Genomic DNA, 15555 nt, shown 5'->3' with positions numbered 1-15555 from the left:
TTATTCTGCTGGATGGAGCTGTACGTGATGAAATTGCAGGGCGGCCAGGTTGGCGTAAATACCGCCTAATGCGACCAGCGAGGCATGCGTGCCGGTCTCGACGATCTTGCCGTCTTCCATCACGATGATGCGGTCGGCCCGCTGGACGGTGGCAAGGCGGTGCGCAATGATCACCGTGGTGCGGCCCACCATGGCCGCTTCCAGCGCCTTTTGCACCAGGCGTTCCGATTCCGCGTCCAGTGCGCTGGTTGCTTCGTCGAGCAGCAGCAGCGGCGGGTTTTTCAGCAGGGCGCGGGCGATGGCGATGCGCTGGCGCTGGCCGCCGGACAGGCGCACGCCTCGTTCGCCGAGGAAGGATTTATAGCCATTCGGCAGGCGCTCGATGAATTCGTGGGCGGCCGCCATTTTCGCGGCAGCGATGACTTCCTCGTCGCTGGCGCCGGCGCGGCCGTAGCGGATGTTTTCCATGGCGTCGGCCGAGAAGATCACCGTATCTTGCGGCACGATGCCGATGGCGTCGCGCAGGGTATGCAGGTCGAGCTGTTTGATGTCCACGCCGTCGAGGCGGATGCTGCCGCTTTGCGGATCATAAAAACGCAGGAACAGCTGGAACAGGGTGGTCTTGCCGGCGCCCGACGGCCCCACGACGGCCACCGTTTCGCCGGCGCGGATGTCGAGGCTGACGTGATCCAGCGCGTGGGTGTCCGGACGCGATGGATACGAGAACATGACATCATCCAGCGACAGCGAGGCGCCGTTCGCGGCGCGTGCCGGCAGCGGCAGGGGCGTGGACGGGGACTCGATTTCCGATTTGACGGCCATCAATTCCAGCAGGCGCTCGGTGGCGCCGGCGGCGCGCTGCGCTTCGCCCATGACTTCAGACAAAGCGCCGATGGCGCCGGCCACGATGGAAGCGTACAGGATGAACTGGCCTAAATCTCCGCCCGTCATCGCGCCTTCCAGCACGGCGCGCGCGCCCAGCCACAGCACGAACACGATGGTGCCGAAGACCAGCAGGATGGCGATCATGGTCAAGAGGGCGCGGGCGCGGATGCGGCGCATGGCCGTCATGAAGGCGCCTTCGACGGAGTCGCCAAAGCGTTTCGATTCGATTTTCTCGTGCGTGAACGCTTGCACGGTGGGCATGGCGTTGAGGATTTCGCCGGCCATGGCCGAAGCGTCGGCGATGCGGTCCTGCGAATCGCGCGACAGCTTGCGTACCTTGCGGCCAAACACGATGATGGGCACGACGACGAGGATCAGCAAGCCGATGATGATGCCGGCCAGCTTGGCGCTGGTGACGAACAGCATCACCAGGCCGCCCAGGAACAGCAGCACATTGCGCAGGGCCATGGAGATGCTGGTGCCGACCACGGCCTGTATCAGTGTCGTGTCGGTGGTGATGCGCGACAGGACTTCGCCCGTCTGCGTGGTTTCAAAAAATTCAGGGCTTTGCGTGACGACGTGGCGGTACACGGCGCTGCGGATGTCGGCCGTGACGCGCTCGCCCAGCCACGACACCGTATAAAAGCGCGCCGCCGTGGCCAGCGCCAGGATGGACGCCACGCCGAACAGGGCCAGGAAGACCAGGTCGACATGCTGGATGCTTTTCGAGCCGGCCGCGCCGCCGAAACCCAGGTCGATCATCTGCTTGAAGGCGGCAGGAATGGCCAGGGTCGAGGCGGCGGCCACCACCAGCGCGATACCGGCCAGGAAAAATTGTTTGCGGTATGGCGTCAAAAAGGGCATCAAACCCTTGAAGGCGGCCAGGCTACCTTTTTTCAGTTCGCGGCTGCTGCCGGTGTCAAGAGCTGGTGTGGCGGCTGCGGCGGTTGTGGCGGTTGCTGTACTGGTGCTGCCTGTTTCTGTGCTGGTTGTCATTGTTTTTCGCTTTGATTTACATATTCGATGCTGCGGATAACGTTTATAACTTCATCGGCTGCACGTAGCCCGTCATTTCCAGGTAGGCGCGGCCCACCGGCTGGCCATCGCGCTCGACTGTCACGGCGCCTTCCCAGTACACGGCGCCCGTCGAGCGGCGCGAATCGAGTTCCTGGTCGGGCTGCAATGGCTTGATCTGCCAGCGCGTGGCGCCCGTACGGATTTCGGTGGCGACAGGGTATTCGGCCTGCGTGCGGGGCGAACGCCACAGCTGCGTGGGCGTGAAATCGACCTCGCCGGGGGCGAACTGCGTCATCTTACCGGACGCATCGCGCCATGTCGCGTGCGCCCATAGTTTAGCACCTGTCTTGCTGCGGATCTGGAAGGCCATCAGGGCGCCGCCATCAGCGAGGTTGGCGCCTATCCAGTTCCAGCCGCTGGCGTCTGCATCGAGCACCTGGCTCGACCACTCGTGATCGAGCCAGGTGGTGCCAGTGACGGCTTCCGGTTTTCCGCCCGCGCGGGCGATCGTGCCACGGGTAGCAAGCTGCGGCTCGCTGTAGTAGTAGCTCGATTGCGCGGGCCGCGCGCCCTTGCGCGAGTAGCCGCCCTCGCCCTGCAGCAGCACGGGCTGCGTGGGGGCCAGGGTCAGCTGCAAGCTAAAGTCGCGCGCGGCCAGGCTGACCTGGTAGCTGCCGTCGGCTTGCCGCTGCATGCGCCAATCGTCGAGTTTCACATCCGTGTTGCCCACCTTGGCGTAGGCCAGGCCGAAACCTTCGCGCGCGCTTTTCTCGTCGTGCAGTAGCTTGCCCAGCTTCGGGTCGGACAGGGCTGCGTGGCCGATGATCAGCTGTTTCGGCGCAAAGGCGCTGCGGTTGTTCGTATCGGTGGCCGTGGCGCTGCGAAAGAAGGTCACCTGGTAGCCCAGCTGTTCTCCGGAGCTGGTTTTTACCCACCCTGTGGCGTACCACCATTCCGTTTTGTATGCGGGATGCGCGCCGAAATCGTGCGGCAGGCGCAGGCTTTGTCCGGCCGGCAGCGGCGTGACGGGGGCGAAGGCAGGCGGTGCGGCGATGGCGGCGGCGCTGCAGAATAATAGTAGACAAGTCAAACGGCGCATTACCAGTCCTCCCTGACGGCGCGGATGGGGCCAGCGGACAGCGCCTGGCGGCCCGCGATGAGGGCTGTGGCGGCGGCTGCCGTCAGCAGGGCGGCGGCCACGGTGGCGATCAATGGCCAGGGCAGGTGCAGTTGCATGGTCCAGTGGAACGATTGCGGGTTGACGATGAAGACCAGCACAAAGCTGATCAAGAGGCCCAACACAAAGCCGGTGGCGATGCCCAGCGCTGTCAGCGCGCCGCCTTCCAGCGCCAGGATGGACAAAATCTGCCCGCGCGTCACGCCCACGTGGCGCAGCATGCCGAATTCGCGCGCGCGCGCCAGGGTCTGCGCGGAAAACGTGGCGGCCACGCCGAACAGGCCGATGACGATGGCGATGGCTTCCAATAAATACGTGACGGCGAAGCTGCGGTCGAAGATTTGCAGGCTCAGGGCGCGGATGGCCGACGGATTCGACACTTCCAGGCTGGCGCCGAAGGGCAGGGCTTTCAGGCGCTGCTGCAGCTGCTCGCCCGTGGCGTCCTTGGCCAGCCACAGGGCGGCATCGCTGACATCGAGGTCGCCCGTCAGGGCGCGGTAGTCGGTCAGCGGCATCTGGATGGCGCCGGAAGAGCGCGCATAGTCGCGCCAGATGCCGGCGACGAAGAACTTGTGCAAGCCGCCCGCCAGCGGCAGGGCTATCTGCTGGCCCGGTTTGACGTTGTACAGGTCGGCCGCCGCCTCGGACAGCCACACGGGTTTCGCGCCATCTGGCACGGGCAGGGTGTCACCCACCAGCACCATGCTTTTTTCCGGATCTGCCAGGTTGACGGGGCGCGCCAGCAGCACTACATTCGGTCGGTCGGGTGCCAGCGACAACGAGCGCAGGCGCTGGAAATCCACCCTGGCCACGCCGGGCAGGGCGGTGATGGCCGCCTGCTCGCGCGGGTTCAGGCCCGCCGTTCCACCGCTGGCGGCCGTGCGCGCATACAGGTCGGCCGGCAAAATCTGCAGCAGCCAGTCATCGACGGAGACGCGGAAGCTCGACACCATGATGGCCATCGCCACCATCAGGCTAAAACTCGATAGCACGCCGCCGAGGGCGATGCCGGCCTGGCCCGAGGCATTTGCCAGGCGGGCCAGGGTCAGGCTGCGCACAGGCGCGTGCTTGCTCGTTTCCGTGCGCAGCCAGGCGCGCTGCAGAAAACGGAAGACCACGGCCGCCAGTTGCGGCATCAGGGCGATGGCGCCGATCAGCAGCAGGGCGATGGATAGATAGCCGAACAGGGGCAGCTCGAATACGGGCGGCAGCAATGTCAAGGCGCCGGCCAGCAGCAGGCAAGCCAGCGCGGGCCAGGTTTTCGCCAGGCGCGTCGTCACCACTTCTTCGCTGCCCGATTTCAGGGCAATGGCGGGGGCCGCGCGCGCCGCTTCCAGCGCGGGCGCCGCGCAGCCCAGCAAGGCCACGCCCAGGCCGAGGGCAAAGTAGACGAAGGCGGCGACGGGCGTGAACTGCACTTGCGGCTGCACGCCCGCGAAATAGCCGGCACCCAGGTCGCCGCCGAAAAAGCGCAGGGCGACGGCCGCCATGGCGTAGCCGCCGGCGATGCCCAGCGCGGCACCGACCACGCCCAGGCTGGCGCCTTCGAGCAGCACCTGGCGCAGCAGCTGGCCCCGTTCCATGCCCAGCACGCGCAGCAGCGCGAACTGGCCGCGGCGACGGATGACGGACAGCGCCTGCGTGGAAAAGACTAAAAAGGCGCCCGTAAACAGGGCGACGAGGGCAAGCACCGTCAGGTTGACCCGGTAGGCGCGGCTGAGGTTATTGTTGCGGCTATTCTGGTTTTCGTCATTGGGCTGGCCCACCTGGAAACGCCCCGGGTACTGCGCTTCCAGCGCGCGCGCAAGACCCGCCTGGAAGGCGTCGCGGTTGACGCCCTGGCGCAGTTTCAAGTCGATGCGCGACAGCTTGCCCAGCTTGTTGAAGCGCCACTGCGCCGCGCCGATATCCATCACGGCGATGCGCTGGCCTGCGCGCGCGCGTTGCAGCGAACCGGCGACGCGCAGCGACACCTTGCCCGTGCCCGATTGCAAGGCAATCTTGTCGCCTTGCGCCACGTTCAGCCAGCGCAAGGCGGCCGGCGATAAAAAGAGGGCATCGTCGGCCAGGGTGTCGAAAGGCGTGCCATCGGCCGGTGCGCCGATCAGGTCGGGTGAGATGAAGCCGGCGCGGAAGACGTCGAACGCCAGGATGTGCAGCGGGCCGCCGTCAGTCTTGCCGGCCACCGCGGCCTGCAGGTCCAGCACGGGCGAGGCCATGGCCACGCCGTCGCGCTGCGCCAGCCATGGGTAGATGGCTTCGTCGAACAGCGCTTCCCGCCCGGCCACCTGCACGTCGGCCTGGCCGGACAGGCTTTTGACGGCCGTGGAAAATTCATTGAAGGCGGCCGCGTTGATCAAATGGATGGCAAAACCCAGCGACACGCCGATGGCGATGGCCAGGATGGCGACGAGGGCGCGCACGGGATGCGCGCGCCATTCGCCCAGCAGCAACCAGCGCGACAGCAGGCGCGTCGTCGCCGGGCTGGCCTGCGGCGCACTCAATGCAGACATTCGACGGCCAGGCGTTCGCCGGCGCGCCGCGCTTTCAGTTGCGCCGCGTCGCGGTTCCTGTCGCCTGCGCCGACGGCGTCCTGCGCCGCCCATTTTTTCTCCATGCGCAGCTGCGCGCAATGCTTGTCGCGTGCCTCAAGCTGCTTGGCAGCCCGTTCGCGCGCCTGGTCTTCCCGGCTTTCGCGCTGCTTGCGCGCCGCTTCCATCTGGCTGGCCACCCGCTCCTGGCGCGTGGCGGCGCCCTTGTCGACGGCAGGCGGTGGCGAGGGGACTTCAAGGATCTGCAGCTGGCCGCCCGTGCATGGCGTGGCGCTATAGCTGGTCTGGCCGTCCTGCACGCATTTGTAGACGTCCTGCGCACTGGCGGGGCCGGCCGACAAGGCCATGGCGCAGAGCAGGAGGGAAGGCGACTTCACAATATTTTCCCCGGATTCATGATGTTTTTCGGGTCCAGCGCCAGCTTCACGGCGCGCATCAGCTGCAATTCCAGCGGCGACTTGTAGTGCGCCAGGTCGTCCTTTTTGAGGGCGCCGATGCCGTGTTCGGCCGATATCGAGCCGCCGAAGCCGTGGACCTGGTCGTGCACGATGCGGTTGATGGCATCCTGGTTGGCGAGAAAGTCGTGATCCGTCATGCCGGGCGGCGGCGCTACGTTGTAATGCAGGTTGCCGTCGCCCAGGTGGCCGAAACATACGAGCTGGCAGCCGGGGAAGGCCGCTTCCAGGGCCGCATCCGTGACGCCGATGAAATCGGCGATGCAGGAAATGGGTAGCGAGATATCGTGCTTGATGTTCTTGCCCGCCTGCGCCTGCGCCAGCGGAATGTGCTCGCGCAACTGCCACAGGCCTTCCGACTGCGCCACGGAACTGGCGACGACGGCATCCTCGATCAGCTCCTCTTCCAGCGCCGCGCCGATGCTCGCTTCCAGCAATTCCACGGCGTGCGCCTCGGACTGACTGCTGGACAATTCGAGCAACACATATTGGCCATGCGGGGAGGTAAATGGACGCGGCAACTGGGGGAATTGTTCCGCCACCAGTTGCAAGCAATACTGCGACATCAATTCAAAACCCGTCAGGTTGGCGCCGCAATGGTCTTGCATCAGGCTCAATAAACGCAGGGCGTGCGCGGGCGAGGGCATGGCGGCCAGCGCCGTGATACAGGCTTTCGGCTGCGGATACAGTTTCATCACCGCGCCCGTGATCACGCCCAACGTACCTTCGGCGCCGATGTACAGGTCACGCAAATCGTAGCCGGTATTGTCCTTGCGCAAACCGCGCAAGCCGTTCCAGATCTCGCCTTGCGGCGTGACCACTTCCAGGCCCAGGCACAGCTCGCGCGTATTGCCGTAGCGCAGCACGGCTGTGCCGCCCGCGTTCGTCGCCAGGTTCCCGCCGATGGTGCAACTGCCTTCGGCCGCCAGCGACAGCGGGAACAGACAGCCGGCGGCGCTGGCCGCTTCCTGGATGGTTTGCAGGATGCAGCCCGCGTCCACCGTGATGGTGCGGTTGACGGGGTCGAGCGCGCGTATGCTGTTCAGGCGCGCCAGCGACAGCACGATGGCCGTGCCGGCCGCATCCGGGATGCTGCCCAGGACCAGGCCCGTGTTGCCCCCTTGCGGCACGACGGGAATCTGCCATTGCGCGCAGGCGCGCAGCACGCCGGCCACTTGCTCCACGCTGGCGGGTCGCAGCACGGCCAGTGCCTTGCCGGTGAACCTGTCGCGCCAGTCGGTGAGGAAGGGCGCCGTGTCGGCGTGGTCTGTCAGTACGTACGCTGCGCCCAGCAGGTCGCGGCAGGCGGCGAGGAAATCGGCTTGGTCAGTCATTAGCGTGTCGCTCATTTCTTGATGCTCACTTTATTCACTTTTTCCAGCAGTTCCTTAGCCATGCGTTTGGCAGCCTGTTTATACGGGCGCAGATACAGCACGGCGCAGAAGAAGTAGATGCAGACGATGGCCGCCTCTCCCCAGGCCATCAGGGCCGAGACGGGATTCGTGTCGCTGTAGCCGCGCACCACGCCCTCTGTAAAATACAGCAGGATCACCATCGACGACCATTGCAGGGTGTAGACGTCGCGCTTGATGACGCCGTACAGGGGAATGAGCAGGGGCGCGGCCTTCAGTACGACCCAGGAGCCGCCCGGCTGCAGCGGCGCGACGACGGTTTCCCACAGCAGGCACCAGACAATCAGGGTGGCGAGGCTGGCGATGGCGCCCCAGTGAAAATACTTGTGCAGTGCGCCGTGCATCATGCGCCTGCCAGTTTCGCGGCGTTTTCCGCCAGGCGCCGGCCCAGGGCGATGGCCAGGCGTTTTTCATCGTCGCTCAAGGCCTTGTCGCCATCGATGCCCGACCAGTGCGTGGCGCCGTAGGGCGAGCCGCCCGTGGATGTGGTCATCAGTTCCGCATGCGTGTAGGGCAGGCCCATGACCAGCATGCCGTGGTGGAAAAGGGGGATCATCATCGACAACAGGGTCGATTCCTGGCCGCCGTGCAGGCTGCCCGTGGACGTGAACACGCAGGCGGGCTTGCCTGACAGGCTGCCGGCCAGCCAATCGCTGGCCGTGCCATCCCAGAAGTACTTCATGGCGGCGGCCATGTTGCCGAAGCGCGTGGGCGAACCCAGGGCCAGGCCCGCGCATTCCTGCAAGTCTTCCAGTTCCACGTAGGGCGCGCCGTCAAGCGGGACTTCCGGCGCCGTCGCTTCCGTCACCGTCGAGACGGCAGGCACGGTGCGCAGGCGCGCATCGCAGCCAGGCACGCTTTCCACCCCTTGGGCTATCAGCTCGGCCAACTGGCGCGTGGCGCCATGGCGTGAATAAAACAATACGAGAATAATCAGATTGGTTGGCTTCATCATTGGTATTATAGGGCGCTTTACAGCCTGATACGACTGCTGTCATGGCGCCGTTCTGATTTTGCACATGTTTTCAAAATATATACTCCCGATCTTTCAATACCTGTGGCGCGCCCTGAGCATGGGACTGGCCGTCGTGCGCGGCCTGACATGGTCAGAAACACGCGACCTGCTGCAATTCGCGCGCCGCCGCGTGCGCGAGGAAAGCTTGCCGCAAGTGGCCGGCAGCCTGACGTTCGCCACCGTGTTCGCGCTGGTGCCGCTGCTCACCTTGGCCCTGGCCATCTTCACCACTTTCCCTCTGTTTAATACCTTCCGCCATGCGCTGGAAGATTATTTCGTGCAAAGCGTGATGCCCAAGGGGATTTCGAACACCATCCTCGACTACCTGACCACGTTTGCCTCGAAAGCGACGCGCTTGTCGGCCATCGGCGCGGGTGCCCTGATCGTCACCTCGGTGGGCATGATGGGCTTGATCGAACGCGTTTTCAACCGCATCTGGCGCGTGCGCCAGGAACGCCGCTGGACCAAGCGTTTACTTGTTTACTGGGCCATCGTCACCCTGGGACCGCTGCTGGTGGGCGTGTCGCTGACGGTCACGTCGCGCCTCTTCATGGCCACCAGCGGCGTGGTGGGGGCCGTGCCCTTCCTTGGCGCCGTGTTTTATACGCTGGTGTCGATCGGCCTGACCATGCTGGCGTTTACCTTGCTCTACATCGCCGTGCCGAACCGCGACGTGGACTGGCGCGACGCGGCCTGGGGCGGCTTGCTGGCGGCGTTGGCGTTCGAGGTGGCCAAGCGGGGCTTCGGTGAATTCATCCAGGAATTCCCCACGTATTCGCGCATCTATGGCGCGCTGGCTGCCTTGCCGCTGTTCCTCGTGTGGATTTACCTGAGCTGGATGATCACCCTGGTGGGCGCCTTGCTGGTGGCTGCCTTGCCCGTCGTAAAATACGAGCGCTGGTGGTACGAGGCGGTGCCGGGCAGCGAATTCGTCGATGCCGTCGCTATCTTGAAAGTGCTGCATCAGGCCTGCCACTGCGCCGATTCGGCCCTGGTGGGCGCGGCCGAGATCCGCCGCAGCACGCGCCTGGGTTTCGAAGAGATGGAAACCCTGCTCGACAAGATGGTGCAGCAGGGCTGGGTGGGACGAGTCAACGTGGATGGCGCCGTACGGGTGCAGTGGGGCAAGCGCGTGGCCGACAGTTCCGACCACTGGGTCTTGCTGGGCAATGTCAACCGCATCAGCCTGGCCGATGTCTACCGTTTATTCGTCTTTGGCGGCATGCGCGTGAACTCCGGCTACCCGGCCGGTTCCACCAATGAGCGCGACATCAAGGCGGCGGAAGAAGCGGCCGCCCTGGCGGCGCAGGTGGAAAACGCCGTGGAGCAGGGACTGGGCCTGACCCTGGCGCAGCATTTCGGGGCCGTCAAATGCAACTGAGCGACCCTTACTCTTAGTACACGACGGGCCGCAGGGCCGCCTGCAGCGCCACCTTGCTGAACGCGGCCGCATCGGACGCGCGCACTACGCCCAGGTAATACGTGTCTTCGCCGCCGTTCATGTTCACCAGGTGCAGCTGATGCGGCGCCAGGTGGGCGGCGATGGCGGCCAGGCCCTCGGCCAAGGCGTCGCCGTCTTCGCGTTCCGCCCAGCGGAAGTCCTGCAGTGCGGGCAGTTCGATATGCTGGCCGATGCGCGGCACTTCATCGACCGATTTCCAGTCCAGGGTGGTGCCGTGGCCCAGCACATCGGCGGCAGTGCACCAGAGCAGGAAGAAACACGCCGCTTCGGGCGTATCGCCTTCGTATTCTTCTTCCAGATCGTCCTCTGCCAGCTCTTCCAAAGTGATGTCTACGCAGCGCGCGGCCAGTTCCGCATCGCCCAGGAAGAACAGGGCTGCCATGACGCGCAACTGTTCGCGGTCGGCCTGTGCCAGGATCTGCGCCGGCGTAAAGCTGTTGCGCGGCACCGCTTTCTTCTTGCCCAGTCCCATGGCCGCGCTCAGCTGGGCCGTGACGTCCGCCTTGAAGTTTTCCACGGTGTCGAGCTGTTCCAGCAACTGGCCCGTGAAATCCATGCTCCAGGCCATGCCATCCTTGACCACATATAAAAAATCGCTTTGCACGGCCACGCCGCGCAGATGGTGGGCGGGCGGATACAGCGGCGTAAACGCTTGCTTGCCATCGAGCGTCAGCATGCAGGCCAGGCCTTGCGCATCGATGGCGAAGATCAGGTTCTTGCGCAGCTTGGGCGGCGACGACGTTGTGGCGGAATCGATGGCTTCGTACTGGCATGGCGTCAGCAGATCGCCCCGGCTGTTCGCCAGACCAAACAGGAAGCGGCCATCGATGCGCTGGCTGACGATGGCGATCTTCTTTTTCGTGCCGAAATCCTGCACGGAGCTGTAGGCAGTCGGCAGCACTACCTTGCCCGTGGCATCGATCACGCCGCAGACATTGTGCTCGTCATCGTGCGTCTGGCGTTCGATATCGATATAGCCATCGTCGCGCTGGCCGATCTGGTGCACGCTTTCGAACAGCAGCGCGCCGTCGGGCAGGCGCAGCAAACGGCTGGCGCCGTCCTGATCGTATTGCTGCACCAAGTGGGGGCTGATCACATACAGGGCGCCGGGGGCGGGCGGCAGCACCACCGTACCGTTCAGGTCCAGCACGCCGTGTGCATCTGGCTTGTCCGCCGTGGCAAAGGTGATCCAGCCATAGCCCGCGTCGCTGCTGTCCAGGTCAATCACGTTCAGCGACAGCGGCACGATCCAGCGCCCATACGGCGTGACCAGGCCCAGGATGTCGGGTTGTCCCGCCGCAGCCACCTCGTAGCACAGCGCGTCTTCCAGCCACTTGCGCACTTCCAGGCCTTGCAGGAAGGGCAGGTCTTCCCCATCAAGCTCCTCGACATCGGCCAGTTGCGCGTCGGCCGTTGCCGACCAGTAGCCGGTCGCGGGCGAAGTGGCGCCGGCGGCCAGCAGGGGCGTCAGGGCTTCCCGGTCGCCGCGCAGCAGGGCAGCGTGCAAGGCTTGCGCCTCGGCGCGCAGGGCATTGAGCGCGGCGGCATAATCCGGCGTATCGATATCGTGCGCGATCAGCTGCACGCAATCGAGGATCAGCCACGGCTGGCCGCTGGCCAGCAGGGCGCTGATGCCGGCGCGCGCGACGATGGCGGCAGCGTCGCGCGGCCTGTCCATCAGCTGTGACAACGCTTGCCAGCTGGCTTGCGCCTGGACCATTGGCGCGGCCAGCACGCAGGCGCAGTCTTCGCCATCGCCGTAGATGGGCCAGGCGACGGCTTGCGCGTCGGCGCCGATGAGCAGCTTGAACAGCATGGGCGTGTCCAGCCGCCATTCGGCCAGGCCCGTGATGGCGTCGGTGTCGAAGCCGGCCTCGCCGGGCAAGAAGGCGGTGCTGAACAGGGCTGCGGTATTGATCATGGATATTTATCTAAAAGTGAACGGGGGTATTCAGGGCGATGGCGGCATGACCCAGTGCGCCAGTGCGCTGCGCTCCAGGCCCAGATGCATGGCCACAGCGGCCGCCTCGAAGGCCCACAGGCCGTAGTAGCCGCCCAGACCCTGCGCCCGCAAATGGCCGTTGAACCAGTCTTCGTGCACCAGCGCGCCATGCCAGCTGGCCAGGTATTGCCGCAGGTGCTCCAGCTGCTGCGCGGGATCGTCCTCGTCCAGGCAGTCGAACAGGGCCGAATAGGGCTCGGCGAAATACCATTCGTCGACGGCGGGACGCTGCGGATCGACGGTCGCCAGCAGCGCTTCATACACGCCATCTTCGCCATCGAAGGCTGTTTGCAGGGCGGCCAGGCGGGCAGCGAGGTCGTGGCGGCCGAACAGCAGGGTCGCGCCCAGCAACTGCAAGGTGCGTGCGTAATCCGTCAATTGTTCGAAATCAAAGGCGGGCAAGGCATCGTCATCGTAGGCGGCGGCCAGCGCCGCGCGCGCCGTTTCGCAGGCGGCGACGGCCGCTTCCAGCGCGCTGTTCACCTCGGGCAAGGGCAGGCCGGCCGTGTAGCGCAGCGAGAATACCTGGTAAGCCACGCTGGCGGCGGCGCAAGCCCAGTTGGCGCTATCGCCACCATCGTCTTGTGCCCGCGCCTGTGCCCGCACATAGGCCGTCAGCAGGGCGTCGAGATAGGCCAGATTGCGGCCGAAATCGAACGGGGTGCCGGACGGCAAGGGCGGCGCCTGGCGCGGCGTGCATGGCCAGGGCGTGGAGGAAGGCGGGCAGCTCGCGGCGCAATCGCGCTGGATGGCCCAATCGGCGAAGATTTGCTGCAAATATTCCGCCGTCTCGTCATCGTGGGCGATGGCGCCGGCGCCTACCAGGGTCGTGCCCAGCAGGGTATAGCCAGGGAAACGGCTGCTCTCGTAGGCGATGGTGGTCACGCTCTGGATGGTTATGCCGTCGCTCAGGTCGCGCACGCGGAAATACACGTCGTCCCAGCCGGCCAGCGGTGGCGCTGGCTGGCCAGCCGGCAAGGTGGTCCAGCTGCCGTCGGCCTCTTCTTCATACGCGTCGAGCAGTTCATCGATGCCGCCGGGGCGGTCGATGTGGTTGTTGGCGTCGTATTGCAGCCCCAGTTCGGCACCAAAGGCTGCCGCGTGGCGGCCGGCGAACACCAGGTATTGCGCGTTCATGGTACCGACCAGCAGATCCGTCTGCTGGCCGGCGACCGTCAGTGCCTGCGGCAACCGGGACCAGTAGTAGCCGGGGATGCCCGCCATGGGGCCGCCTTCAGCCGCCTGCGGGTTGGTGCAGCGCAACTGTTGCAGCCATTTATAGCGTTCTTGCTGCTCCGCTTCCGTGCCGCTGCCTCGACCAGTCAATTCATCGAGCAGGGTATTCAACAACATCATCTATCTATCCTAAAAAAGTGTGCGTGGCATGGCGTCATGCCGGCGTGCTTTGCGCAAACGCAAACAGCGCGTCGAGCACGGCGTCGGGCTGCTCGGCCATCAATTCGTGCCCGCTGTCGACCTGCACCACCGTGCCATGCGCTATTGTTGCTGTCAGCAGCCTGGTCGATTTGGGCGGCGTCATCATGTCGCGCGCGCCGACAATGAATAACGTGGGGCAGTGTACCGAAGCGGCGGCGATTTCGCCGTTCGCGTAGGCATTGCAGGCGAAAAAATCCGTGTGAAACACGTGATTGGGGTTGATGGCGGCGATGCGCTGTTTCAAGCGCCGCGCGCCGCCCATGGCATAGAAGCCCGGGCCGGGGAACGACGGCTTTTGCGCGATCGACGAGTGCGACCAGATATTGACCATGTCGATGGCCGCCTGTTCGTCATGGAGTGACGTTTCCAGCAGCGCGGGCGAGACTTTCATCGGGTAGGTGGAGCCCAACATGGCCAGGTGGCTGATCCTTACGGGCGCCAGGAATGCCGCTTCCAGCGCGATCAATGACCCCATGCTGTGGCCGATGAGCATGGCCTTGCCCGCGCCAGCCGCATCCAGCACGGCGAGTATCCAGCGCGCCAGTTCTTCGACGCTGCTTTTCGCCGCGCCCAGGCTGCGGCCGTGGCCCGGCAAGTCGACGGCCAGCACGTTCCAGCCGTGGTGGGCGAAATAACGCGTTTGCAGGGCCCACACGGAATGGTCGTTCTGCGCGCCATGGATGAAGATAGCCGTGGGCTGATCCGGATTGTATGGTTTGCCGCCCGTGTAGCAGTAGGCCGTGCTGTTCTCGATGGTGAATAACATCTCAGGCGCCTTTCTGCGACAGTTTCAGGCCACGGGCCAGGTCTTCGATCAAATCGTCCGCATCTTCCAGGCCCACCGATAAGCGCATGGTGCCTTGCGTGATGCCCGCCTGCGCCAGTTGCTCGTCTGGCACGCGGAAGTGCGTGGTGGAGGCGGGGTGGATGACGAGCGACTTGGCGTCACCCACATTGGCCAGGTGCGAGAAGATCTTGAGGCTGTCGACAAAGCGCTGGCCCGCCGCGCGGTCGCCGCGCAGGCGGAAGGTGAACACGCCGCCCGCGCCTTTCGGCAGCAGGGTTTTCGCCAGTGCGTAGTCGGGATGCGACGGCAGTTCAGGGTAGGACACGGATTCCACGGCCGGATTAGCCAGCAGGAAGTCAATCACCTTGCGCGTGTTGGCCACGTGGCGGTCCATGCGCAAGCCCAGGGTTTCGATGCCCTGCAGGATGGCGAAGGCATTGTGCGGGCTCATGACGGCGCCGAAATCGCGCAAGCCTTCGCGTCGCGCCCGCAGGGCGAACGGCGCCACCGTCGATTCTTCGGCGAAGACCATGCCGTGAAAGCCGTCATACGGTTCGCACAGTTCGGCAAAACGGCCCGTTTTGTCGTAGGCCGTTTGCCAGTCGAAGGTGCCGCCATCGACCAGCAAGCCGCCGATGGCCGTGCCGTGGCCGCATAAAAACTTGGTGGCCGAGTGGAACACCAGGTCGGCGCCATGCTCGAAGGGGCGCAGCAAATAGGGCGTGGTAAACGTCGAATCTAGCATCAGCGGCAACTGGTGTTCGTGCGCCAGGGTGGCTATTTGCGGGATATTCAGCACGTCGAGGCCGGGATTGCCCAGGGTTTCCGCAAACAGCACGCGGGTTTCAGGGCGTATCGCACTGCGCCAGGCGTCCACATCGCGCGGGTCGACAAACGTCGTCTCGATGCCGAAGCGTTTTAATGTATAGGCCAGCAGGTTGTGCGAGCCGCCGTACAGGGCGCGTGAAGCAACGATGTGCGATCCCGCGCCGGCGATGGTACATAAACCAAGGTGCATGGCGGCCTGGCCGCTGGCCGTGGCGATGCCTGCCACGCCACCTTCCAGCGCGGCGATGCGCTCTTCCAGCACGGCGTTGGTGGGATTCGAAATGCGCGAGTACACGTGGCCGGCCCGTTCCATGTTGAACAGCGAGGCCGCATGCTCGGAACTCTTGAAGGCAAACGAGGACGTGAAATGGATGGGCGTGGCGCGCGCGCCCGTAGCCGGGTCGGGCGTCGCGCCCGCATGCAGGGATAAAGTATCGAAACCGGGGTATTTCGGGCCGCTCATGGTGTCTCCGCCAAGTTTTATAGTGCCAAGATCGTAACCTGATTTTCCGCTGAGTAAAAGGGC

At 64.9% G+C, this 15555-nt stretch carries 12 protein-coding genes; 1 reads left to right on the top strand and 11 read right to left on the bottom strand.

All coding sequences use genetic code 11. From position 1 onward, the window contains the following. Genes ACQ4W7_RS04605 through wrbA form a run of 7 tightly spaced genes read right to left on the bottom strand, consistent with a single transcriptional unit; the run spans position 1 to position 8450 of the window. Positions 1-1881 carry an ABC transporter transmembrane domain-containing protein gene (locus ACQ4W7_RS04605; protein WP_436528788.1) on the bottom strand — a complete coding sequence of 627 codons (1881 nt, stop codon included), beginning with the start codon at positions 1879-1881 and terminating at the stop codon, positions 1-3. A 43-nt stretch (positions 1882-1924) separates the two neighbouring features. After that, positions 1925-3001 carry a lipocalin-like domain-containing protein gene (locus ACQ4W7_RS04600; protein ID WP_426073662.1) on the bottom strand — a complete coding sequence of 359 codons (1077 nt, stop codon included), beginning with the start codon at positions 2999-3001 and terminating at the stop codon, positions 1925-1927. Continuing rightward, positions 3001-5592 (bottom strand): FtsX-like permease family protein, encoded by a 2592-nt coding sequence (locus ACQ4W7_RS04595; RefSeq protein ID WP_436528786.1) that lies wholly within the window; start codon positions 5590-5592, stop codon positions 3001-3003. Before ACQ4W7_RS04595 ends, ACQ4W7_RS04600 begins: the two co-directional genes overlap by 1 nt. Next, positions 5580-6008 (bottom strand): DUF4124 domain-containing protein, encoded by a 429-nt coding sequence (locus ACQ4W7_RS04590; protein ID WP_426073660.1) that lies wholly within the window; start codon positions 6006-6008, stop codon positions 5580-5582. Before ACQ4W7_RS04590 ends, ACQ4W7_RS04595 begins: the two co-directional genes overlap by 13 nt. Beyond that, positions 6005-7420: an FAD-binding oxidoreductase gene (locus tag ACQ4W7_RS04585; RefSeq protein WP_436528784.1), complete on the bottom strand. Its 1416-nt coding sequence runs from the start codon at positions 7418-7420 to the stop codon at positions 6005-6007. The genes ACQ4W7_RS04590 and ACQ4W7_RS04585 overlap by 4 nt, the downstream gene beginning before the upstream one ends. Positions 7421-7431: 11 nt before the next feature. Beyond that, complete coding sequence (locus ACQ4W7_RS04580; protein WP_436528883.1) at positions 7432-7842, bottom strand: DUF2069 domain-containing protein; 411 nt, start codon at positions 7840-7842, stop codon at positions 7432-7434. After that, positions 7842-8450: an NAD(P)H:quinone oxidoreductase gene (wrbA, locus tag ACQ4W7_RS04575; RefSeq protein WP_436528881.1), complete on the bottom strand. Its 609-nt coding sequence runs from the start codon at positions 8448-8450 to the stop codon at positions 7842-7844. The genes ACQ4W7_RS04580 and wrbA overlap by 1 nt, the downstream gene beginning before the upstream one ends. Positions 8451-8517: 67 nt before the next feature. On the opposite strand from wrbA, the gene ACQ4W7_RS04570 reads away from it, so the two are divergent. Further along, on the top strand, positions 8518-9894 hold the full coding sequence (locus tag ACQ4W7_RS04570; protein ID WP_426073657.1) for a YihY family inner membrane protein: 1377 nt from the start codon (positions 8518-8520) through the stop codon (positions 9892-9894). Positions 9895-9907: 13 nt separating this feature from the next. On the opposite strand, the gene ACQ4W7_RS04565 is transcribed toward ACQ4W7_RS04570, so the two are convergent. The 4 genes from ACQ4W7_RS04565 to ACQ4W7_RS04550 are packed head-to-tail and all read right to left on the bottom strand — an operon-like array spanning position 9908 to position 15492. Next, positions 9908-11896 (bottom strand): DUF6630 family protein, encoded by a 1989-nt coding sequence (locus ACQ4W7_RS04565; protein WP_436528782.1) that lies wholly within the window; start codon positions 11894-11896, stop codon positions 9908-9910. A gap of 30 nt (positions 11897-11926) precedes the next feature. Beyond that, entirely contained in the window at positions 11927-13333 is a 1407-nt protein-coding gene (locus ACQ4W7_RS04560; RefSeq protein WP_436528780.1) for a PoNe immunity protein domain-containing protein, read from the bottom strand. Between the two features lie 34 nt (positions 13334-13367). Beyond that, positions 13368-14180 carry an alpha/beta fold hydrolase gene (locus ACQ4W7_RS04555; protein WP_436528778.1) on the bottom strand — a complete coding sequence of 271 codons (813 nt, stop codon included), beginning with the start codon at positions 14178-14180 and terminating at the stop codon, positions 13368-13370. Between the two features lies 1 nt (position 14181). Further along, positions 14182-15492 (bottom strand): O-acetylhomoserine aminocarboxypropyltransferase, encoded by a 1311-nt coding sequence (locus tag ACQ4W7_RS04550; protein ID WP_426073653.1) that lies wholly within the window; start codon positions 15490-15492, stop codon positions 14182-14184. Positions 15493-15555 lie beyond the last annotated feature (63 nt).

Source organism: Janthinobacterium algoris (assembly GCF_051380935.1).
Taxonomy (GTDB): domain Bacteria; phylum Pseudomonadota; class Gammaproteobacteria; order Burkholderiales; family Burkholderiaceae_D; genus Janthinobacterium.
Note: the sequence above shows the minus strand (reverse complement) of the source record. Positions and strands in the feature narration are given on the sequence as shown.

Coding starts and splice junctions, on each gene's coding strand:
- wrbA (WP_436528881.1), bottom strand. CDS start 8,450: ATGAAGCCAACCAATCTGATTATTCTCGTATTGTTTTATTCACGCCAT.
- ACQ4W7_RS04580 (WP_436528883.1), bottom strand. CDS start 7,842: ATGCACGGCGCACTGCACAAGTATTTTCACTGGGGCGCCATCGCCAGC.
- ACQ4W7_RS04585 (WP_436528784.1), bottom strand. CDS start 7,420: ATGACTGACCAAGCCGATTTCCTCGCCGCCTGCCGCGACCTGCTGGGC.
- ACQ4W7_RS04550 (WP_426073653.1), bottom strand. CDS start 15,492: ATGAGCGGCCCGAAATACCCCGGTTTCGATACTTTATCCCTGCATGCG.
- ACQ4W7_RS04600 (WP_426073662.1), bottom strand. CDS start 3,001: ATGCGCCGTTTGACTTGTCTACTATTATTCTGCAGCGCCGCCGCCATC.
- ACQ4W7_RS04560 (WP_436528780.1), bottom strand. CDS start 13,333: ATGATGTTGTTGAATACCCTGCTCGATGAATTGACTGGTCGAGGCAGC.
- ACQ4W7_RS04565 (WP_436528782.1), bottom strand. CDS start 11,896: ATGATCAATACCGCAGCCCTGTTCAGCACCGCCTTCTTGCCCGGCGAG.
- ACQ4W7_RS04555 (WP_436528778.1), bottom strand. CDS start 14,180: ATGTTATTCACCATCGAGAACAGCACGGCCTACTGCTACACGGGCGGC.
- ACQ4W7_RS04605 (WP_436528788.1), bottom strand. CDS start 1,881: ATGACAACCAGCACAGAAACAGGCAGCACCAGTACAGCAACCGCCACA.
- ACQ4W7_RS04595 (WP_436528786.1), bottom strand. CDS start 5,592: ATGTCTGCATTGAGTGCGCCGCAGGCCAGCCCGGCGACGACGCGCCTG.
- ACQ4W7_RS04570 (WP_426073657.1), top strand. CDS start 8,518: ATGTTTTCAAAATATATACTCCCGATCTTTCAATACCTGTGGCGCGCC.